Consider the following 19,739-nt stretch of genomic DNA (forward strand, 5'->3'; position numbering starts at 1 on the left):
TTCGGGGTTCGGGGTTCGGGGTTCGGGGTTCGAGGTTCGAGGTTCGAGGTTCGAGGTTCGAGGTTCGAGGTTCGAGGCTCGAGGCTCGAGGCTCGAGGCTCGAGGCTCGAGGTCCGAGGCCCGAGGTCCGAGGTCCGACGCCCGGCCGGCGGCGCGCGCGTGTGCGCAGCGACCCGGCCCGGCGCACACGGTTCGCCGCGATCGCGCGCATTCGGATGCGCGGCTCGGCGCGCGGGACGCCCTGCGGGCCCGAGCATCGCGCAAATCGCGGCGCAGCGCACGACTGACGCGAGCAGGCCGGCGTCTGACCGACGGCCGCCGCGCGCCGAACGGCCGCGAACGATGAACTCCGCCCGGCGCGCGCCACGCGCCGGGCGCACACGACACCTTGCATGCGGCGGGCCGCGCCCGCCGCAAGAACCATTCGCCGACGCGGCGAAGGCCGGCGCGCGCGCATGCTCGCGCGAGCCGCCTTCGCCCGGATCGCGCGGACGCGCGCAACGAACGCGCGCCCGCCCTGCAGTCCCGAGCGGCCACGAGAGCCGCAAAGGCCCATCGGCGCGCCGGCCGCGCGCCGATCGCAAGCCGCCCGCGCGCCGCTCCAAGACGGCGCGCGTCAACCCATGTCAGGAGAATGTTCATGCAAGGCACCGTAAGTCTATGGCCGCTGATCGGCGTCGCCGTGATCGTTGTCGGCTTCGCGCTGCGCTTCAATCCGATGCTGATCGTCGCCACCGCGGCGATCGCGACGGCCGCGAGCGCGCACTTCCCGCCCGAGCGGATTCTCGCCGCGATCGGCGCGGGCTTCCTCAAGACCCGCAACATCCCGCTCATCCTCCTGCTGCCGCTCGCCGTGATCGGCCTCCTCGAACGGCACGGGCTGCGCGAGCGCGCGCAGGCGTGGATCGCGAACATCCGGGCGGCGACGGCGGGACGCCTTCTCATCATCTATCTGCTCGTGCGCGAGCTGACCGCGGCCGTCGGCCTGACGGGCCTCGGCGGCCATCCGCAGATGGTGCGGCCGCTGATCGCGCCGATGGCCGAGGGCGCGACCGAGAATCGTTTCGGTCCGCTGCCCGACGCGATCCGCCACCGGCTGCGCGCGTTCGCCGCCGCGACCGACAACGTCGGCCTCTTCTTCGGCGAGGACATCTTCGTCGCGTTCGGCGCGATCGTGCTGATGGTGACGTTCCTGAAGGAAGCGGGCATCGCGGTGGAACCGATGCACGTCGCGCTCTGGGGCATTCCGACCGCCGTATCCGCGTTCCTGATCCACGGCTTCCGGCTGTGGCTTCTCGATCGCCGGCTCGAACGCGAACTGCGCGCGCTGGCCGCGCCGCTCACCGCCGCCACCGCCACCGCCGCCGACCACGGAGGCCGCGCATGACGCTCACGATCACTTACCTGTTCTGGCTCGTCGGCCTCGTGCTGCTCGCCGTCGGCGCGACGATCGTCACCGACCGCGCGCACCCGCGCCGCTTCACCACGGGCGGCTTCTGGCTGCTCTACGCGCTCGTCTTCATCGTCGGCGACATGCTGCCCGTCGAGCTCGTCGGCGCGCTCGTGATCGCGATGGCGCTGATCGCGGGCTTCGGCGGCGTAACGGCGGCCAAGCCGAAGCTGCCGGCCGACGAAATCCGCCGCGCGAGCGCCGCGCGCATCGGCAACCGGCTCTTCGTGCCCGCGCTCACGATTCCGTTCGTGACGGTCGCGATCACGCTCGCGGCGAGCCATCTGCACGTCGGCGGCGCGCCGCTCGTCGATCCGAAAAACGTCACGCTGATCGGTTTCGGCATCGGCTGCGTGATCGCGCTCGGTTTCGCGTGCTGGATCACGCGCGATTCGGTCGGCCAGTCGTTGCAGGAGGCGCGGCGCCTCATCGACGCGCTGTCGTGGGCGGCCGTGCTGCCGCAGATGCTCGGCATGCTCGGGCTCGTGTTCTCGGATGCGGGCGTCGGCAAGGCGGTCGCGCACGTGACGACGGCGTACGTGAACCTCGACTACCGGTTCGTCGCGGTCGCGGTGTACTGCATCGGCATGGCGCTCTTCACGATGGTGATGGGCAACGGCTTCGCCGCGTTTCCGGTGATGACGGGCGGCGTGGGCGTGCCGATCCTCGTCAACGTGTTCCATGGCGATCCGGCCGTGATGGTCGCGATCGGGATGTTCTCCGGCTACTGCGGCACGCTGATGACGCCGATGGCCGCGAACTTCAACATGGTGCCCGCCGCGCTCCTCGAGCTGCCCGACAAGAACGGCGTGATCAAGGTGCAGATCCCGACCGCGCTCGCGCTGCTCGCGGCGAACATCGTGCTGCTGAATCTCCTGATGTTTCGGTGAACGGGCGCGGCGCGCGGGCATGCGGGCCATGAAAAAAGCGCCCTCGGGCGCTTTTTCTTCGACCGGCCGATCGACCGGCCGATTAACCGGCCGAGCGGTTCGGCCAGCGGCCGCCCGCTTGATGCAGCGGCCCGTCAGCCGCCGCGCGCGTCGCAACGAAGCCCCACGCTTTGGATAAAAAATGCGTCCGCCGCCGCCCGCATCTGCTTCCCCCGGCCGAACGGCGGAACGTCCATTGAGTAGGCGTATGTGCCTGCATGTTGGCTTGTTGTGGTGATTGGCCCCGTCGTGCATGCAGACAACCGCTGCCGACACGCTCGACGCGCGCCGGCAACGCTACCCCCGCGCTGTTTTTATTGTTCCCCGTAGCGCATTTTCTTTTTTACGACTTGGTGAAAGGAGAATAGATTTAGCCCCACGGAGTGTCAATCGTCGGAACACGCTCCGCTCGCCAAACACCGCAAAATTTGGGTTAATCCCTAGTCGTTCGGGATTCCCGATCACCCGGCGTCGACACGATAGCCCTGCTGCCGCAGCAGCTCGAGCACGCCCTTCGGCCCGCCCAGGTGCAACGCGCCGATCGCGACGAAAAGCGGCTTGTTCGGCGCGGCGATCGCCGCCATGCGCGCGACGAAACGGCGGTTGCGCTCGTAGACGATCTTGTTGTCGATCGAATCGGCGATCGATCGCACGCGCGTGAGCCGCTCCGTCTTCGCGCTCGCCCATGCGGCGATCGCGTCCGCATCGCCGATGCGCCAGAGGCGGTGCAGCGCGCGCACGTCGTCGGCGTTCTGCGCGGGCGTCTGCGCCATGTCCTGCGCGAGCATCTCGCGCTGCTGCGCGAGCGTGAGCCCCGTGAACGCGCGCATCTGCTCGGCGAGCGTCTCGAGCCCGACCACCTTGCCGCCCTTTTTGCGCAGGAACACGTTCTGCAATTGCGCCTCGGTGCCGTATTCGGTCTGCAGGCCGGCCGACAGCGAATCGTACGTTTCGACGACGAGCGACGCGAGCCAAGGCCGCATGTGGCGGATGCCGGCGAGCGCGGCCGGATTGCCGCGCAGCCGGTTCGCGAGCTTCTGCCAGAGGGGCCCCGGCAGCAGGCGCGGCAGGCACGCATAGTTGCACACGCCGTACTTCGACACGTCGTCCTGCGATTCGAGCAGATCGTCGGGAGACAGCTCGAGCGCGAGCGTCGGCGACGCGGCGAGCGCCGCGAGAATCGGGCGGCGAAACGGCTGGTTCGCCGGATAGTCGGCAGGCTCGCCGACGTGCAGCGTGCCGAGCACGTAGACGGTGACCTTGCCCTTCGTCGCGACATAGAACGGCATGCGCGCGGGCTGCGTGCGCACCGCGCCGCTCGCGACGGTGCCGTTCGACGTCGACGGCGGCGGCGCGTGAAAGCCCGGCAGCAACATGCTCGGCGTCGGAATCGGCGACTGCGGCACCGGCGCGGCCGCGACGCCGCCCGCCGCCAGCGCGCCGACGGTCGGCCACGCGAGCCCGCCCGCCGCGCACGCGCCGGCAAGCACGGCGCCCGCGAGCGCACGCGCGCGCCAGCGCCGGGGATTGCGTGCGGCTCGCGAAGCCGCGCGCCGCACGCCGTTACGCGAGCGGCGCGCGGCTTCGCGCGCCGCCACTACCTCAGGCATTCGCCTCCCCCACCTCCTCGGCGCGATGGCAGGCCACGAGCCGGCCGTCGACTTCGCGCAGCTTCGGCTCCTCGGCGCGACACCGCTCGACCGCGTACGGGCAGCGCTGATGGAATGCGCAGCCCGACGGCGGATTGAGCGGCGACGGCAGCTCGCCCTGCAGCTTGATCTGGATCTTGCGGTCCGCCTCGAAGATCGCGGGCGTCGCCGACATCAGCGCGCGCGTATACGGATGCCTCGGCCGCGCGTAGATCGTCTTCTTGTCGCCGAGCTCCGCGACGCTGCCGAAGTACATCACCATCACGTCGTCGGCGATGTGCTCGACGACGGCGAGGTTGTGCGAGATGAACACGTAGCTCGTCTTGAACTGCTCCTGCAGATCCATGAAGAGATTCAGGATCTGCGCCTGAATCGACACGTCGAGCGCGGACACCGGCTCGTCGGCGACGACGATCTGCGGATCGAGGATCATCGCGCGCGCGATCGCGACGCGCTGGCGCTGCCCGCCCGAGAACATGTGCGGATAGCGCTTCGCGTGCTCCGGGCGCAAGCCCACCGTGCGCATGATTTGCGCGATTCGCTGCGCGCGCTCGGCGGCCGTCAGATGCGTGTTGATCGCGAGCGGCTCGGCGAGCGTCTGCTCGACCGTCTTGCGCGGATTCAGCGACGCGAACGGATTCTGGAACACCATCTGCACGCGGCGGCGCAGCGCGGCGATCGTCTCGCGATCCGCGCCCGCGACGTCGCGGCCGTCGATCGACAGATGCCCGGACGTCGGCTGCTCGATCATCGTCAACTGGCGCGCGAGCGTGGACTTGCCGCAGCCGGATTCGCCGACGACGGCGAGCGTCTTGCCGCGCACGAGCGAGAACGACACGCCGTTCAGCGCCTTCACGGTGCCGTGCCCGAACATCCCGCGCCGAACCGTGTAGTGCTTCGCGAGATGGTCGGCGACGAGCACGATGTCGTCGCGCGCGGCGGACTCGCGCGTTTCGTAGACTGCGTTCATCGCGCGCCTCCTTCCGTATGCGCCGCTTGCAGATTGAGCGGCTTGATGCAGCGCACGCGCATGCCCGTGCCCGGCACGAGCTCGGCGAGCGCGGGGCGTGCCTTCGTGCAGTCGTCGACGACGTACTTGCAGCGCGGCGCGAACAGGCACCCGCTCGGCCGGTCGTCGCGGCCCGGCACCATCCCGGGAAGCGCGGCGAGCCGCTTCGCGCCCGCGTTGTGCTCGGGTATCGCCGCGAGCAACGCTTCGGTGTACGGATGATGCGGATGCGCGAAGATGTCCGGCACGCGATTCGTCTCGATGATCTCGCCCGCGTACATCACCGCGACGCGCTGCGCGACTTCCGACACGACCGCGAGATCGTGCGAAATCAGCACGAGCGCCATCCCGCGCTCCTTCTGCAACGTAACGAGCAGATCCATGATCTGCGCCTGGATCGTCACGTCGAGCGCGGTCGTCGGCTCGTCGGCGATCAGGAGCTTCGGATTGCAAGCGACCGCCATCGCGATCATCACGCGCTGGTTCATGCCGCCCGACATCTGGTGCGGAAACGTGCCGATGCGGTTCTTCGCATCGGGAATTCCAACCTGGTCGAGCAATTCGAGCGCGCGCTTGTTCAGCGCGTCGCCGCGCAGGCCCTCGTGCAGCTTCAGCACCTCCTTGATCTGATAGCCGACCGTGTAGCTCGGGTTCAGGCTCGTCAGCGCGTCCTGGAACACCATCGCGATGTCCTTGCCGATGATCCCGCGGCGCGCCTTCGGGCTCGCCTTCAGCAGATCGACGCCGTCGAACGCGATTTCGTCGGCGGTGACGATGCCGGGCGCGTCGATCAGGCCCATCAGCGCCATCATCGTCACGCTCTTGCCCGAGCCGGATTCGCCCACCACGCCGACCACTTCGCCGCGCGCGATGGACAGGTTGATCCTGTCGACCGCGGGTAGCCCGTTGAAGTTCACCGCGAGATTGCGGATGGTCAATAAATCGCTCATGTCACGCCATCCGTTTGAGTTTGGGATCGAGCGCGTCGCGCAGCCCGTCGCCGAGCAGGTTGATCGCGAGCACCGAGATCAGGATCGACAGGCCGGGCATCGTGACGATCCACCAGGCATTGTCGATGTAATCGCGCGCCGACGCGAGCATCGCGCCCCACTCGGCCGTCGGCGGCTGCACGCCGAGGCCGAGGAAGCCGAGCGCGGCGGCGTCGAGGATCGCCGACGAAAAGCCGAGCGTCGCCTGCACGATGAGGGGCGCCGTGCAGTTCGGCAGCACCTGCGAGAACATCAGGCGCGGCGTGCCCGCGCCCGCGACGCGCGACGCCGTCACGTACTCCTTCTGCAGTTCGCCCAGCGCCGACGCGCGCGTCAGGCGCACGTACGCGGGCAGCGCGACGATCGCGATCGCGAACATCGTGTTGGTCAAGCCCGGGCCGATGATCGCCACGACCGCGACCGCGAGCAGCAGCGACGGCAGCGCGAGCAGCACGTCCATCACGCGCATCACGGGCGTGTCGGCCCACTTCTGGAAGAACGCGGCGACGAGCCCGAGCACGACGCCGGGAATCAGCGCGAGCACGACCGACACGAAGCCGATCCAGAACGACATCCGCGCGCCGTACATCAGGCGAGAGAGAATGTCGCGGCCCGCTTCGTCGGTGCCGAGCACGAATTGCCAGTTGCCGCCCTCGAGCCACGCGGGCGGAATCTTCACGTGGTCGCGGTACTGCTCGATCGGGCTGTGCGGCGCGAGCACCGGCGCGAGCAGCGCGACGACGACCAGCACGAGCACGACGACGCCCGCGCCGACCGCGCCGCGATTGCGGGAGAAATTCGCCCAGAATTCGCGCAGCGCGAGCACGCGGCCGCTGAGCGCCGCTCCCTGCGACGGCATCGCGTTTTGCATGTCGCTCATTGCGCCTCCCGCGTGGCCACGCGCGCGATTGCGGCCGCGGCGGTCGAGCGCCGGGGCAGCGGATGAATACGAGTGTGGGGATGCATGTTCGATTACCTCGTATGGCGAATGCGCGGGTTCAACACGCCGTACAGCAGATCGACGACGAGATTCACGACGATCACGAGCGTCGCGATCAGCAGGATGCCGCCTTGCACGACCGGATAGTCGCGCCGTCCGATCGCGTCGATGAGCCACTTGCCGACGCCCGGCCACGAGAACAGCGTCTCGGTGAGCACCGCGCCCGCGAGCAGCGTGCCGACCTGCAGGCCGATCACCGTGACGACCGGGATCAGCGCGTTGCGCAACGCGTGCACGACGACGACGCGCACGGGCGAGAGCCCTTTCGCGCGCGCGGTGCGGATGTAGTCTTCGCGCAGCACTTCGAGCATCGACGAGCGCGTCATCCGCGCGATCACCGCGAGCGGAATCGTGCCGAGCACGATCGCGGGCAGGATCAGATGGCTCACCGCCGATGCGAACGCGCCCTCCTCGCCGGAGAGCAGCGTGTCGATCAGCATGAAGCCCGTCGCATGGGGAATCTCGTACTCGACCGCGATGCGGCCCGACACGGGCGTCCAGCCGAGCGTGGACGAGAACACCATGATGAGGATGAGGCCCCACCAGAAGATCGGCATCGAGTAGCCGGTGAGCGCCGTGCCCATCACGCCGTGATCGACGATCGTGCCGCGCCTGAGCGCGGCGAACACGCCGGCCGGCAGCCCGACGGCGAGCGCGAACGCGAGCGCGCAGGCCGACAGCTCGACCGTCGCGGGAAAGCGCGCGAGGAACTCGCCCATCACGCTCGTGTTGGTGATGATCGACATGCCCAGGTCGCCGTGCAGCGCGCGGCCGACGTAGTGCAGGTACTGGAGGGGCAGCGGCTCGTCGAGCCCGAGGCGATGCAACGCCTCCGCATGCATTGCGGGATCGACGCCGCGCTCGCCCATCATCACTTCGATGGGGTCGCCCGGTATCAGATGAATCAGCGCGAACGCGAGCACCGTGATGCCGATGAAAGTCGGGATCACCATGCCCACGCGGCGCAAGACGAATCGGAACATGACGCTTCTCGATATTTTCTTGGGGGGGAAATGTGCGACCGGCGACGAGGAGCACATGGCCCCCCGTCGCCGGTGATTATCGTGCAGTCGGCCTAACGGCGCACCAACGCGCTTATTTCACGCTGACGCCGTCGAAGCGCGCATAGCCGAGCGGCTCGATCCGCATGTCGACGACGCTCTTGCGCACCGGCTGATAGACGGTCGAGTTCGCGATCGGCGAGAACGGCAGCTGCTGCGCGAAGATCTGCTGCGCCTGCGTGTAGATCTTCGTGCGGCCGTCCTGCGAGGTCGTCACGCGCCCCTTCTGTACGAGCTCGTCGAACGGCTTGTAGCACCACTCGGAGAAGTTGTTGCCCTTCACCGCCTCGCAGCCGAGCAGCGTGCCGAGCCAGTTGTCGGGGTCGCCGTTGTCGCCGTTCCAGCCGATCAGCATCGTGTCGTGCTCGCCCGAATGCGCGCGCTTGATGTACTCGCCCCATTCGTACGTGACGATCTTCGCCTGCACGCCGATCTTCGCCCAGTCGGCCTGGATCATCTCGGCCATCAGCTTCGCGTTCGGGTTGTACGGGCGCTGCACGGGCATCGCCCACAGCGTGATCGGGAAGCCGTTCGGGTAGCCCGCCTTCGCGAGCAGCGCCTTCGCCTTCGCCGGATCGTAGGCCGCGGCCTTCAGGTTCTTGTCGTACGACCATTGCGTCGGCGGCATCGGCGCGCTCGCCGCCTGGCCCGCGCCCTGGTAGACGGATTCGAGAATCGCCTTCTTGTTGATCGCCATGTCGAGCGCCTGGCGCACCTCGAGCTTGTCGACCGGCTTGTGCTGCACGTTGTACGCGAGGTAGCCGAGATTGAAGCCCGGCAGCGACGGCATGTCGACGTTCGCATCGGCCTTCAGCGTCGCGATGTCGGCGGGCCGCGGATAGCTCATCACCTGGCACTCGTTGCGCTTGATCTTCTGCACGCGCACGCCCGGATCGGGCGTGATCGAGAAGATCAGCTTCGAGATCTTCACCGCGCCCTTCTTCCAATAATCAGGATTGCCGTCGAATCGGATCGTCGCGTCCTTCGTGTAGCTGCGGAAGATGAACGGGCCCGTGCCGATCGGCTTCTGGTTGATGTCGGCCGCCTTGCCCGCCTTCATCAGCTGATCCGCGTATTCGGCGGAGAGGATCGACGCGTACTCCATCGCGAGGTTCTGGATGAACGGCGCGTTCGGCTCCTTCAGCGTGAAGCGCACCGTGTACGGATCGACCTTTTCGATCTTGACGATCAGCTTGTCGAGGCCCATGTCGGTGAAGTACGGGAACGACACCGGATAGGCCTTGCGGAACGGCTGGTTCGGATCGAGCATCCGCTCGAACGTGAATACGACGTCGTCCGCGTCGAATTCGCGCGTCGGCTTGAAGAAATCGGTGTTATGGAATTTGACGCCGTGGCGCAGATGGAACGTATAGATCTTGCCGTCGGACGAAATGTCCCACTTCTCGGCGAGGCCGGGCTCGACCTTCGTGCCGCCGCGCTCGAATTCGACGAGGCGGTTGTAGATCGGGAACGTCGACGCGGTGAAATCGACGCCCGTCGTGAATTGCGCGGAATCGAAGCCCGCCGGGCTGCCTTCTGAGCAGTAGACGAGCGTTTTGTTCGGGATCTGTGCGAATGCAGAGCCCGCGACGCCGAACGATGCCGCTGCGACGCCCGCGATGGCGGTAACACGCAGCGCGCGCAACAGACGATTATGTTCCATGTTTCCTCCAGGTCTCCAGTTCAAGGCCGGCCTAGGCCAGCGTACGCGGATATTACTTGAGCTTTCGTAAGAGGAACAAGCTGGAGAAAAAACCATTCGTCATGCGCGCGCGATCGCGAAACGCGCTGCCGGGCCGCGCGCGGCGCGTGCGCCGCCGAGCTCATTCGGCACGATTCGCCGCGATCAGCGTTATCCCTGATATCTTCGTTTTTTCGTAACGGTCTTCGGCGATGAATCGGGTTCGATACGTGACTGATACGGATTGCGCGATTTTTATTGGCGCGCGTTCGCGCCGACGTCTTGCGCATCGACCGCGTATCAGCCGCGCATCGGCCACGTATCGGCCACGTATCGACCGCGTATCAGCCGCGCGGCCCGCCGCCGTCAATCGAGATCGGCGCTTCTCGCCGGCACGAACGCGATCGCGACGAACGACAGCGCGAGCCCCGCCATCACGTAATAGGTCGGCGCCAGCGGCGTGCCCGTCGTCTTGATGAGCCACGTGACGATGAACGGCCCGAAGCCGCCGAACACCATCACCGCGACGTTATACGCGAGCGACAGGCCCGTCGAGCGCGCGCGCGCCGGAAAGAGCTCGGCGATCATCGCGCCGAACGGTCCGTAGTAGCCGGCGAGCGTCACCGACAGGATCGCCTGCACGAGAATCAGCCGCGCGATGCTCGGCGACGCGTCGAGCCAGAGGAAGAGCGGATAGATCATCACGAGCGTCAGCCCGAGCGCCCACAGCGACAGCCCCTTGCGCCCGATCCGGTCGGACCATGCGCCCGCGACGGGCGACAGCACCGTCAACAGCAGATTGCCGACGATCACGGCGTAGAACGACTGCGCGTAAGGCAGCTTCAGTTGCTTGACGGCGAACGTCGGCAGATAGCTGATGAGCACGTAGACGGTCACGGTGAGCGCGATCACCGCGCCGAGCCCGCACGTCACCGCGCGCCCGTGCTGCGCGAACACGTCGCGAAGCGTCACGCGCCGCCCGCGTGCGCGCGCATGCAGGAACGCTTCGGAATCGACGAGATGGCGGCGCACGTAGAAGCCGACCGGCCCGATCACGAGCCCGAGCAGGAACGGCACGCGCCAGCCCCATGCGTGCAGCGCCTCGGTCGACAGGCCGCGCGTGACGGCCGCGCCCACGAGCGAGCCGAACAGCAGCGCCGCCGCCTGGCTCGCCATCTGCCAGCTGCCGTAGTAGCCGCGCCGCGAGAACGGCGCCGCTTCGATCAGGAGCGCGGTTGCGCTGCCGAATTCGCCGCCCGCGGAGAAGCCTTGCAGCAGGCGTCCGAGCACGATGAGGAGCGGCCCGCCGATGCCGATCGCCGCGTAGGGCGGCGCGATCGCGATCAGGAGAATGCCGAACGTCATCATCAGGATCACGAGCGACAGCGCCGCCTTGCGCCCCGCGCGATCCGCGTAGAGGCCGAGCACGATGCCGCCGATCGGCCGCATGAAGAAGGCGACGCCGAACGTCGCGGTCGTGAGGAGCAGCGACGAATACTCGCGGCTGGTCGGAAAGAACAGCTCGGCGATCACGACCGTCATGAAGCTGAAGACGATGAAGTCGTACCACTCGAGCGCGTTGCCGATCACGGCCGCCACCACCGCGCGCCGGTTCAGCGCCTGTCCCGCCGTTTTCGTCGAAGCCGCAACGGATGCCATCCTCGCCCCTCGCTGTCGTCGTGCCTTTGTGTGATGTCGTCGTGCGTCGCGCGCCGATATCGCCGCCGAAAAAAGGCGGAGGCCGCGCCGACTGCCGTTGAGCGAGTGTAGAAAGCGGAGGAATCGATTTCAAGCAATAAAAAACGCCCGCCGTCGTCGGACGGCGGGCGTTTTGCACTTCGATGCGACGCGGCGCGCCGGCGCGAGACCGCCGCGCGCCGCTTCAGGTTTGCGTCATGCCATCTTCGTGAACGCGTTGCACCAGCCCTTCGCCGCCACCTGCTTGCCGGGGAACGCGCCGCACGGGCCCGACGCCGAGCCTTTCTTGCCCTGATACAGCATGCAGCCCGAACAGGCTTCGCCTGCCGCGTACTTCGGGAACTTCGCCTTGTCGACCTTGGTGGCGTCGGCCCTGTAGCCGAGCGCGACGGCGGTCGGATCGCTTTCGGACAGCATCGGCAGATCGGCCGAGAACGCTTCGCGCGTGAGCGCGAGCGCCGACACGGCCCCGACGCTCGTGATCAGGAAACTCCGGCGGGACGTTTTCATGGGAATTCGCTCCAACATTGTGGGTTGTCGCTGCTCTAGCGGCAGCAGCGCACAAGCATACCGCTCATGCACCCAAATGTGACGCGGGTAATTCCGAAGATAAGCCAATCGAAAACAAGAAATCGTCATGCAACCTACGCATGCTACGTGCGCGCGGCCATTTCGCCGACGCGCTGCGCGATCGCGAGCGCCGCGGTGAGCCCGGGCGACTCGATGCCGAACAGGTTCACGAGCCCGCGCACGCCGTGCTGCGCGACGCCCTGGATCACGAAATCGGCGGTGGGCTCGCCCGGCCCGGCGACTTTCGGGCGGATGCCCGCGTACGCCGGCTGCAGCGAGCCGTCGGGCAATCCCGGCCAATACGAGCGGATCGACGTGTAGAACGCTTCTGCCCGGCGCGGATCGACGTCGTAGCGCAGCGCGTCGATCCATTCGACGTCGGGCCCGAAGCGCGCCCGCCCGGCGAGATCGAGCGTCAGATGCACGCCGAGCCCGGCCCGGTCCGGAACCGGATAGACGAGATGCGCGAACGGCACGCGGCCGGCCAGGCTGAAGTAATTGCCGCGCGCGAGATAAAGGGGCGGCACCCAGCGCGAATCGAGCCCGCGAACGCGCCTCGCGAGCGCCTGCGCGCCGAGCCCCGCGCTGTTGATCACGCATGCGGCTTCGACTTCGGTCGGCGTTGCGCCGCCGACGCGCACGACGAAGCCGCCGCCCGCCGCGTCGATCGATTCGACGGGCGAGCGCAGCGCGCACGACGCGCCGCCGCGCTCGGCGTCGCCGAGCAGCGCGAGCATCAGCTGATGGCTGTCGACGATGCCCGTGCTCGGCGAGAACAGCGCCTCGATGCATTCGAGCTCGGGCTCGAGCGCCTGCACTTCGTCGCGCGACAGCGTGAGCAGATCGAGCACGCCGTTTTCCTCCGCGCGCGCGGCGATCGCCTTCAGCTGTTTCACCTGCGAAGGCGACGTCGCGACGACGAGCTTGCCGCAGCGCCGGTGCGGCACGTGGTGCGTCTCGCAGAAGTCGTACAGCAGGTCGCGCCCGTGCACGCACAGCGACGCCTTCAGCGATCCGCGCGGATAGTAGAGCCCCGCGTGGATCACCTCGCTGTTGCGCGAACTCGTGCCCGCGCCGATCGCGTCGGCCGCCTCCAGGATCAGCGTCTCGCGTCCGCGCGCGGCCAGCTCGCGCGCGATCGCGAGGCCGACCACGCCGGCGCCGATCACCACACAGTCAATCCGCTCCATCGTCATTCGCGTCGCTCACGCTTCGAAGGCAGGACATACGATTGTACGTCGCGCGAAGCGTGTGCGCGTGGCGCCCGTCAAAAGCCGATCGGCCGGCGGCGCCCCGCGCTCTCGCCGGTGCGGATGTCGTGCGGCGCGATCGCGTCGCGCCCGTCGAGCCGCGCCGCGCCGAACGCGTGCAGCAGCACGCGGCGCATCGTGCGCGGCTGCATCGCGGCGAGCACGTCGAGCGCATCGTCGCCGAGCGCGTCGGGAAAGCGCCTTCCCCACGCATGCGCGTTGCGGATCTCGCCGTAGATCGTCTGCGCGATGCGGCGCGCGCCCGACGCGTCGGGCGGCTCGATCTCGTAGACGTTCATCCGGTTCATGATCGGCTCGGGAATCGCGCTCGCGTCGTTCGCGGTCGCGATCCAGATCACGTTGCCCGCGTCGATCGGCACCTCGGCGAATTCGTCGACGAACGCGCACGCGGTGTCGTGCTCGAGCAGCGCATACAGCGCGCCGAGCGGATCGTACTGCGCGTCGCTGCCCGCCTTGTCGATCTCGTCGATCGCGATCACGGGGTTCGAGTAGCAGCCGTTGACGAGCGCATCGAACACCTTGCCCGGCTTCGCGTTCTTCCACTGCGACGACGCGCCCGAGAGCACCCAGCCCGCCGTGAGCGAGCTCATCGGCACGTAGTGGTAAGCGGTCCCGAGCATCTTCGCGAGCGCCTTCGCGAAATGCGTCTTGCCGATGCCCGGCTCGCCGAGCAGGAGGATCGGCATCAATTCGAGGCGGTCGTCGGTTTCCAGGCAGAGCGCCACCTGCTTGCGCACGTCGTCGAGCAGCTCGGCGAAGTTCGGCAATTCCTCCGCGAGCGAATCGAATGCGGGCATCCGCGTCGGCTTCACGCAAAAGCGCAGATTGCCCGTCTTCAGCATCTTCTCGTAGGTCGCGCGCAGCGCATCGCTCGCACCTTCGTTCAGATCGTTCAGCGCCGTCTCGACACGGTCCAGATCGTAGACCGTGCTGAACGACGCCACCGCCAGTTCCTGTTTCACCATCGCCGTCGTCATCGCCCACCTCGCCTTGCTACTGCTGCCTGCCCATCAGACCCCTTCGATTTCAGTGTAGCCAGCCCGGCGTCCACTGCAAGCGAGCAGCCGTCTGGGGCTGCTGCTAACATGCCCGCGATGCTGCACGCGGCACGCGCCGCGCGTATGATCGTGAGTTCACGTCGTGCGCATCGCGCCGCAAACCGCGGTCCGCAACGCGTGCGCCGCCGCCGCATTCGCCACTCGCGCCCGCGCGGCGCGCCCGTTTGCCGCGCCGCCCGATGCTTGAAAATCCGCACGCCGCGCACATGTCGTCGATGTCCCCGATAACGGCGCCGCGTGCGAAAGATGAACCGAGCAAAAACCCGCGCGGTCGGAAGTTCGATGATTTCGTTTAAGCGTAAGATGCCCGCCTGTCCTGCCTCCCGGCTCGCCCGCGCCGGAAAATTCGTACTCGAAGCCGGCGTTGCCGGCGCGCTCGGCGCCGCCGCGTTCGGCGCGCATGCACAGAGCGGCCCGCAGCCCGTGATCGATTGGGAGATCCAGGTGGTACGCGACGGCCAGACGATCGACACGTTCGAGCAGAAGACCACCGTCGGCCAGGCCCGCTCGGACACGCACGGCATTCCCGTCGCGCCCGCCGCCGGGTGCGGCGCCGCACCGGCGGCCGCGTCGGCCGCGGGCGCCCCCGCCTCCGGCCTGTCGCGCACGATCACGGTCGCGCCGCTGTACGTCGAGGGCAACGCGGTCGCGCTCGCGATCGACGCGCAGGAAACGCTCGCCGACGACGGCGCCGCGCCGTCCGCCGGCGCGCCGTGCACGCGCCCGCCGCCGCGTCGAATTGTCGCGAGCCATCCGGCCCTCGATGCGCGCGCCGCCCAGTGGACAGACTGGACCCTCGCCGAGCGCAACCCGCAACTCGTCTATCGCGTGCGAGCGCGCGTCGTCGGGGACTGATCGATCATGCACGTGCCCGACACCCTGTCGCTCGCCGAGCCGCTGCCGGCCGAGAACGAGATCACGGCGGTGAGCTGGAATCTGCACAAGGGCCGCTCGCCGCTCGGCTTCACCGCGTGGGACGCGATGCGCAGCTGGGTGGAAGCGACGCACGCGGACGTCTATTTCCTGCAGGAAGCGATGGCGCGGCGCATGCCGCGACCGGTGCTCGCGTCCGGCTTCGGCACGCCGATGGCCGAGCCCGTCGACGACGTCTGGCACTGCCAGGCGACCGAGATCGCGCGCGCGCTCGACTGGCAAATCGCGCTCGGGCCGAACGTGTTCAAGCCCTCTTGGCGGCACGGCAACGCGATCCTGTCGCCGCACCCGCTCGATCTCGGCGGCCGCTGGGACATCTCGGCGCACCGCTTCGAGCGCCGCGGCCTGCTCGTTGCGCGCGCGACGCTCGCGGGCGGCGCGCCCGTCACGCTGCTGTGCGCGCACCTCGCGCTCACGCGCGCCGCGCGGCTGCGGCAAATGCACTGGATCGCGCACTGGATCGAGCGCCACGCGGGCGCGGGGCCGCTCGTGCTCGCCGGCGACTTCAACGATTGGCGCAACGACTCGATCTCGCTATTCGGCGACATCGGCCTGTCCGAAGTCGCGACGCTGCTCGGCGAATCGGGCCGCACGTTTCCGGCGTTCTCGCCCGCGCTCGCGCTCGACAAGATGTTCGTGCGCGGCATGACGCCGATCGAATGGCGCGCGCCCGGCGAGGAAACCGCCTGGCTGTCCGATCATCTGCCGTACATCGCGCGGCTGCGGCTGGATTCGCCGTGAGCGCGGCGGCGCGCTACATTAACGGCTTGCCCCGTTTTCGAACCCGCGCCGCCATGAACCTGCTGCCGATCCTGTTGCAAATCTGTGCCGTCTACCTCGTCGCGCTCGTCACGCCGGGCCCGAACATCTTCATGATCTCGCAGCTGTCGCTGTCGGGCCGCCGCAGCCTCGGCGCGGTGTCGGCGCTCGGCGTCGGCACCGCGTCGCTCACGTGGGCGACGCTCGCGATGCTCGGGCTCGTGGCCGTGCTGCACCAGGTCGAATGGCTGTACGAGGCGATCCGGATCGGCGGCGCGGCCTATCTCGTGTATTTCGGCATCAAGCTGCTGCGCGCGAGCGCGCGGCGCGAGCCGGCGCCCGCATCCGACAGCGCCGGCGACGCCTGCGCCGCCCTGCCGCCGCCCGCGATGCGCGACTACCTGCACGCGTACCGCACGGGCCTCTTCACGTGCCTGACGAACCCGAAATCGTGCGCGTTCTGGACCAGCGTGTTCGCGGCGATGCTGCCCTCGCACGTCCCGCTGTGGTTCGACGGCGCGACATTGCTGGCGATCGGCGCGATGTCGGGCGGCTGGTATTGCGGCGTCGCGTACCTGTTCGCGAACCCGCGCGCGCAGCGCGGCTACCGGCGCGTGCGGCGCCCGCTCGACGCGCTGTGCGGGGCGGCGCTCGTCGGTCTCGGCGCGAAGCTCGCGGCCGACCGATGAGCGTCGCCGGAAAGAATGCGTTGCGCCAAATCCGCGCGCTCGCGGGGGGCAAGCCCGCGCGTGCCGCAAGCAGGGTAAAATAACAAGTTCCTCAATCGTCTCTCATCGAGAAGGCGCGTGTCCGACGCGCCGGCCGGCCGATCCGCGATCGGGCCGACGCCCTCGGTTTTTTGCCCGTTTTGGGGCCCGTTATACGCGTCCGTTTCCGAATCCATGAGCAAATTCGACACCGCTACCGTCCTGTCCGTCCACCACTGGACCGACACGCTGTTCAGCTTCACCTGCACCCGCGACCAAGGCCTGCGCTTCAACAACGGCGAATTCACGATGGTCGGCCTGGAAGTCGACGGCAAGCCGCTCACGCGCGCATACAGCATCGTGAGCCCGAACTATGAAGAACATCTCGAATTCTTCAGCATCAAGGTGCAGAACGGCCCGCTGACGTCGCGGCTGCAGCACCTGAAGGTCGGCGATTCGATCCTCATCGGCAAGAAGCCGACGGGCACGCTCGTCGCCGACAACCTGCTGCCCGGCAAGACGCTGTGGATGCTGTCGACGGGCACGGGCCTCGCGCCGTTCATGTCGATCATTCGCGATCCGGACATCTACGACCGCTTCGACAAGGTGATCCTCACGCACACGTGCCGCCTGAAGGGCGAGCTCGCGTACATGGATTTCATCAAGAACGACCTGCCGGGCCACGAGTACCTCGGCGAAGTGATCCGCGAGAAGCTCGTGTACTACCCGACCGTCACCCGCGAGGAATTCGAGAACGAAGGCCGGATCACCGATCTGATCTCGTCAGGCAAGCTGTTCACGGATCTGGACACCCCGCCGTTCTCGCCCGAGCACGACCGCGTGATGCTGTGCGGCAGCACCGCGATGCTGAAGGACACGACCGAGCTGCTGAAGAAAGCGGGCCTCGTCGAGGGCAAAAACAGCGCCCCCGGCCACTACGTGATCGAGCGCGCGTTCGTCGACTGATCCCGCGTTTAATCCAGATCAAAAAAACCGGAGCCTCACGCTCCGGTTTTTTTATGCCGAATCTCTGCAACAGAGTTACAAAATGTCATATTTGTATCTCAACATCGTTACAACTTCGCGTTATTTTGCCGAAATTGTCTGTCGGTGTTTGTCCTACATCGGGAACATCCTGAGGCGTAACGATCGCCTTTAAACGTCCGCCCCGTATGACTTTTCCTATAATTCTGCGATATCATGCGCGGCGTGTGAAAACGGTCCCACGTGCTGTTACAGTGCCAGACTAATTGTTACAAGATGTAAATAGTGTTTCCACGGCGCATTGCTGACTTAGCCGCCGACAGGTCGTACCGGCTGCGGCGGTTCGCAATCGTTTCAGTAGGTATCTGAATAGCTTTCTGAACAGAAAGGGAGAGTCATGGATACGCCGTCTATTGCGCCGTCGATTGCAAGCGCCGCCGCTGCGTCGGCGAGCGACCTCGCACCCGAGGTCGGCATTCCTTTCGTTTCCCGCCCCGCCGCGCGTGCGCCCGCCGCCGAGCGGCTCGGCGCGCGCGTCGCGCAACTGTCCGCCGAACTCGTCGCCGCAGACGAATCCGCGCGCCGCCATCTCGCGGGCGAGCTCCACGACGGCCTAGGCGCCGATCTCACCGCCGCGCGCTTCGCGCTCGCGAACGTCGAAACCTGGCTGCCGGACGGCGCGCCCGACGCGTGCCGGCGCGCGCTCGCGCTCGCGCAGCAGGCGCTCGACGCCGCGACGGCCGCGAATCGGCGCCTGATCGACGGCTTCGGCACGCCCGCGCTCGAAGCGGGGCTCGTCGGCGCGCTCGCCGCGTGGATCGGCGCGCACGGCGCGCGCACCGGCCTGCGCACGAGCTTCGTCTGCGCGGCCGACGCGCGCGTCACGCAGCTTCGCACCGACGGCACGCTCGCCGTCTTCCGCGTCGCGCAGGAAGCGCTCGCAAACGTGGCGAAGCACGCGCACGCGTCGGCCGCCGACGTGCGGATCGACGTCGACGACACGCATCTGAGCCTCGTCGTCGCGGACGACGGCGTGGGCATCGCCGCCGCGCGCCGCCGCGGCTATGGGCTCGGCAGCATGCGCGCGCGCTGCGAGGCGCTCGGCGGCACGCTCGAGCTCGTCTCGCCGCGCCCGAGCGGCGCGGGCACCGTGCTGCGCGCGCGCTTCGCGTGGGACGCGCTCGTCGCCGCCGCGCACGCGCCGGCCGTCGCGCGCAGGATGCGCCGGGAGGCAAGATGAGCCTGCAGATCCTGCTCGTCGACGATCATGCGATCGTCCGCCAAGGCATTCGCCAATTGCTGATCGACCGCGGCATCGCGCGCGAGGTCATGGAGGCCGAATCCGGCAGCGAGGCGCTCGCGATCACCGAGAAGAGCACGTTCGACGTGATCCTCCTCGACATCTCGCTGCCCGACATGAACGGCATCGAGGTGCTCAAGCGCCTGAAGCGCAAGCTGGCGCGCACGCCGGTGCTGATGTTCTCGATGTACCGCGAGGATCAGTTCGCGGTGCGTGCGCTGAAGGCGGGCGCGGCCGGCTATCTGTCGAAGACCGTCAACGCCGTGCAGATGGTGTCGGCGATCAGCCAGGTCGCCGCGGGCCGCAAGTACGTGAGCCCGGCGATGGCCGAGGCGCTCGCCGAATACGTGTCGTTCGAGAACGAGCCGCTGCCGCACGAGAAGCTGTCCGACCGCGAGTACCAGACGCTCTGCATGATCGCGTCGGGCAAGCGGCTCACCGACATCGCGCTCGCGCTGTCGCTGTCGGTGAAGACGGTCAGCGTCTATCGCACGCGCCTGCTCGAGAAGATGAAGCTGTCGAACAACGCGGAGCTGACGTTCTACGTGATGAGCAACCGCCTCGTCGACATGAACCCGGCGATCGGCGCGTAGCGCCGGGGGCGCGCGTGTCCGAAGCGGCGCGCACGCCCTGCGGCGCAACGCCGCGCCGACCGCAAACGATTGTTTTCATTGGACGATTTTTTTTGCGA

18 protein-coding genes are annotated in these 19,739 nt (G+C 67.8%); 8 read left to right on the forward strand and 10 right to left on the reverse strand.

The genetic code is table 11. From position 1 onward, the window contains the following. Positions 1-640 precede the first annotated feature (640 nt). Together WS91_RS17510 and WS91_RS17515 are read left to right on the forward strand one after the other, a co-directional pair. The gene (locus tag WS91_RS17510; protein ID WP_059643449.1) at positions 641-1,387 is read left to right on the forward strand and encodes a DUF969 domain-containing protein; all 747 of its coding nucleotides are present in this window, start codon (positions 641-643) and stop codon (positions 1,385-1,387) included. Then, positions 1,384-2,340, forward strand: coding sequence for a DUF979 domain-containing protein (locus tag WS91_RS17515; protein ID WP_059643437.1), 957 nt, complete (start codon positions 1,384-1,386; stop codon positions 2,338-2,340). Before WS91_RS17510 ends, WS91_RS17515 begins: the two co-directional genes overlap by 4 nt. 500 nt (positions 2,341-2,840) lie before the next feature. On the opposite strand, the gene WS91_RS17520 is transcribed toward WS91_RS17515, so the two are convergent. The 10 genes from WS91_RS17520 to WS91_RS17565 form a co-directional block, all read right to left on the reverse strand. Then, positions 2,841-3,989: a TraB/GumN family protein gene (locus tag WS91_RS17520; RefSeq protein ID WP_059670700.1), complete on the reverse strand. Its 1,149-nt coding sequence runs from the start codon at positions 3,987-3,989 to the stop codon at positions 2,841-2,843. Next, entirely contained in the window at positions 3,982-4,998 is a 1,017-nt protein-coding gene (locus WS91_RS17525; protein ID WP_038748472.1) for a peptide ABC transporter ATP-binding protein, read from the reverse strand. Before WS91_RS17525 ends, WS91_RS17520 begins: the two co-directional genes overlap by 8 nt. Then, entirely contained in the window at positions 4,995-5,987 is a 993-nt protein-coding gene (locus WS91_RS17530) for an ABC transporter ATP-binding protein (RefSeq protein ID WP_038748474.1), read from the reverse strand. The genes WS91_RS17525 and WS91_RS17530 overlap by 4 nt, the downstream gene beginning before the upstream one ends. 1 nt (position 5,988) lies before the next feature. After that, positions 5,989-6,906, reverse strand: coding sequence for an ABC transporter permease subunit (locus WS91_RS17535; protein ID WP_059643434.1), 918 nt, complete (start codon positions 6,904-6,906; stop codon positions 5,989-5,991). A 92-nt stretch (positions 6,907-6,998) separates the two neighbouring features. Further along, a complete protein-coding gene (locus WS91_RS17540) occupies positions 6,999-8,009 on the reverse strand; it encodes an ABC transporter permease subunit (protein WP_038748478.1) in 1,011 nt (336 codons plus the stop codon). Positions 8,010-8,121: 112 nt separating this feature from the next. Beyond that, positions 8,122-9,750 carry an ABC transporter substrate-binding protein gene (locus tag WS91_RS17545; protein ID WP_038748480.1) on the reverse strand — a complete coding sequence of 543 codons (1,629 nt, stop codon included), beginning with the start codon at positions 9,748-9,750 and terminating at the stop codon, positions 8,122-8,124. A 384-nt stretch (positions 9,751-10,134) separates the two neighbouring features. Further along, entirely contained in the window at positions 10,135-11,427 is a 1,293-nt protein-coding gene (locus WS91_RS17550) for an MFS transporter (protein WP_059670701.1), read from the reverse strand. Positions 11,428-11,661: 234 nt separating this feature from the next. Further along, complete coding sequence (locus WS91_RS17555; RefSeq protein WP_038748484.1) at positions 11,662-11,976, reverse strand: high-potential iron-sulfur protein; 315 nt, start codon at positions 11,974-11,976, stop codon at positions 11,662-11,664. A 143-nt stretch (positions 11,977-12,119) separates the two neighbouring features. Next, positions 12,120-13,232 (reverse strand): NAD(P)/FAD-dependent oxidoreductase, encoded by a 1,113-nt coding sequence (locus WS91_RS17560; protein WP_082758228.1) that lies wholly within the window; start codon positions 13,230-13,232, stop codon positions 12,120-12,122. A gap of 71 nt (positions 13,233-13,303) precedes the next feature. Beyond that, entirely contained in the window at positions 13,304-14,284 is a 981-nt protein-coding gene (locus WS91_RS17565; RefSeq protein WP_038748485.1) for an AAA family ATPase, read from the reverse strand. Positions 14,285-14,647: 363 nt separating this feature from the next. Between WS91_RS17565 and WS91_RS17570 the strand changes: the two genes are divergently transcribed. From WS91_RS17570 to rqpR, 6 genes are all read left to right on the forward strand, one after another. Next, a complete protein-coding gene (locus WS91_RS17570) occupies positions 14,648-15,220 on the forward strand; it encodes a hypothetical protein (RefSeq protein WP_038748487.1) in 573 nt (190 codons plus the stop codon). A gap of 6 nt (positions 15,221-15,226) precedes the next feature. Further along, positions 15,227-16,039 (forward strand): endonuclease/exonuclease/phosphatase family protein, encoded by an 813-nt coding sequence (locus tag WS91_RS17575; protein WP_059583836.1) that lies wholly within the window; start codon positions 15,227-15,229, stop codon positions 16,037-16,039. Positions 16,040-16,092: 53 nt separating this feature from the next. Continuing rightward, on the forward strand, positions 16,093-16,746 hold the full coding sequence (locus tag WS91_RS17580) for a LysE family translocator (protein WP_038748490.1): 654 nt from the start codon (positions 16,093-16,095) through the stop codon (positions 16,744-16,746). A 213-nt stretch (positions 16,747-16,959) separates the two neighbouring features. Next, positions 16,960-17,730, forward strand: coding sequence for a ferredoxin--NADP reductase (locus tag WS91_RS17585; RefSeq protein ID WP_038748492.1), 771 nt, complete (start codon positions 16,960-16,962; stop codon positions 17,728-17,730). Positions 17,731-18,145: 415 nt separating this feature from the next. Further along, positions 18,146-18,988 carry a sensor histidine kinase gene (locus WS91_RS17590; protein ID WP_059670702.1) on the forward strand — a complete coding sequence of 281 codons (843 nt, stop codon included), beginning with the start codon at positions 18,146-18,148 and terminating at the stop codon, positions 18,986-18,988. Continuing rightward, complete coding sequence (rqpR, locus tag WS91_RS17595; protein ID WP_038748495.1) at positions 18,985-19,641, forward strand: response regulator transcription factor RqpR; 657 nt, start codon at positions 18,985-18,987, stop codon at positions 19,639-19,641. The genes WS91_RS17590 and rqpR overlap by 4 nt, the downstream gene beginning before the upstream one ends. Positions 19,642-19,739: the final 98 nt, after the last annotated feature.

Source organism: Burkholderia sp. MSMB1498, from assembly GCF_001526245.1.
In the GTDB taxonomy this organism is placed as follows: domain Bacteria; phylum Pseudomonadota; class Gammaproteobacteria; order Burkholderiales; family Burkholderiaceae; genus Burkholderia; species Burkholderia savannae.

Excerpts from the sequence above, each read along its gene's own strand:
- WS91_RS17510 (WP_059643449.1), top strand. The coding sequence starts at position 641 with ATGCAAGGCACCGTAAGTCTATGGCCGCTGATCGGCGTCGCCGTGATC.
- WS91_RS17515 (WP_059643437.1), top strand. The coding sequence starts at position 1,384 with ATGACGCTCACGATCACTTACCTGTTCTGGCTCGTCGGCCTCGTGCTG.
- WS91_RS17520 (WP_059670700.1), bottom strand. The coding sequence starts at position 3,989 with ATGCCTGAGGTAGTGGCGGCGCGCGAAGCCGCGCGCCGCTCGCGTAAC.
- WS91_RS17525 (WP_038748472.1), bottom strand. The coding sequence starts at position 4,998 with ATGAACGCAGTCTACGAAACGCGCGAGTCCGCCGCGCGCGACGACATC.
- WS91_RS17530 (WP_038748474.1), bottom strand. The coding sequence starts at position 5,987 with ATGAGCGATTTATTGACCATCCGCAATCTCGCGGTGAACTTCAACGGG.
- WS91_RS17535 (WP_059643434.1), bottom strand. The coding sequence starts at position 6,906 with ATGAGCGACATGCAAAACGCGATGCCGTCGCAGGGAGCGGCGCTCAGC.
- WS91_RS17540 (WP_038748478.1), bottom strand. The coding sequence starts at position 8,009 with ATGTTCCGATTCGTCTTGCGCCGCGTGGGCATGGTGATCCCGACTTTC.
- WS91_RS17545 (WP_038748480.1), bottom strand. The coding sequence starts at position 9,750 with ATGGAACATAATCGTCTGTTGCGCGCGCTGCGTGTTACCGCCATCGCG.
- WS91_RS17550 (WP_059670701.1), bottom strand. The coding sequence starts at position 11,427 with ATGGCATCCGTTGCGGCTTCGACGAAAACGGCGGGACAGGCGCTGAAC.
- WS91_RS17555 (WP_038748484.1), bottom strand. The coding sequence starts at position 11,976 with ATGAAAACGTCCCGCCGGAGTTTCCTGATCACGAGCGTCGGGGCCGTG.
- WS91_RS17560 (WP_082758228.1), bottom strand. The coding sequence starts at position 13,232 with ATGACGATGGAGCGGATTGACTGTGTGGTGATCGGCGCCGGCGTGGTC.
- WS91_RS17565 (WP_038748485.1), bottom strand. The coding sequence starts at position 14,284 with ATGACGACGGCGATGGTGAAACAGGAACTGGCGGTGGCGTCGTTCAGC.
- WS91_RS17570 (WP_038748487.1), top strand. The coding sequence starts at position 14,648 with ATGATTTCGTTTAAGCGTAAGATGCCCGCCTGTCCTGCCTCCCGGCTC.
- WS91_RS17575 (WP_059583836.1), top strand. The coding sequence starts at position 15,227 with ATGCACGTGCCCGACACCCTGTCGCTCGCCGAGCCGCTGCCGGCCGAG.
- WS91_RS17580 (WP_038748490.1), top strand. The coding sequence starts at position 16,093 with ATGAACCTGCTGCCGATCCTGTTGCAAATCTGTGCCGTCTACCTCGTC.
- WS91_RS17585 (WP_038748492.1), top strand. The coding sequence starts at position 16,960 with ATGAGCAAATTCGACACCGCTACCGTCCTGTCCGTCCACCACTGGACC.
- WS91_RS17590 (WP_059670702.1), top strand. The coding sequence starts at position 18,146 with ATGGATACGCCGTCTATTGCGCCGTCGATTGCAAGCGCCGCCGCTGCG.
- rqpR (WP_038748495.1), top strand. The coding sequence starts at position 18,985 with ATGAGCCTGCAGATCCTGCTCGTCGACGATCATGCGATCGTCCGCCAA.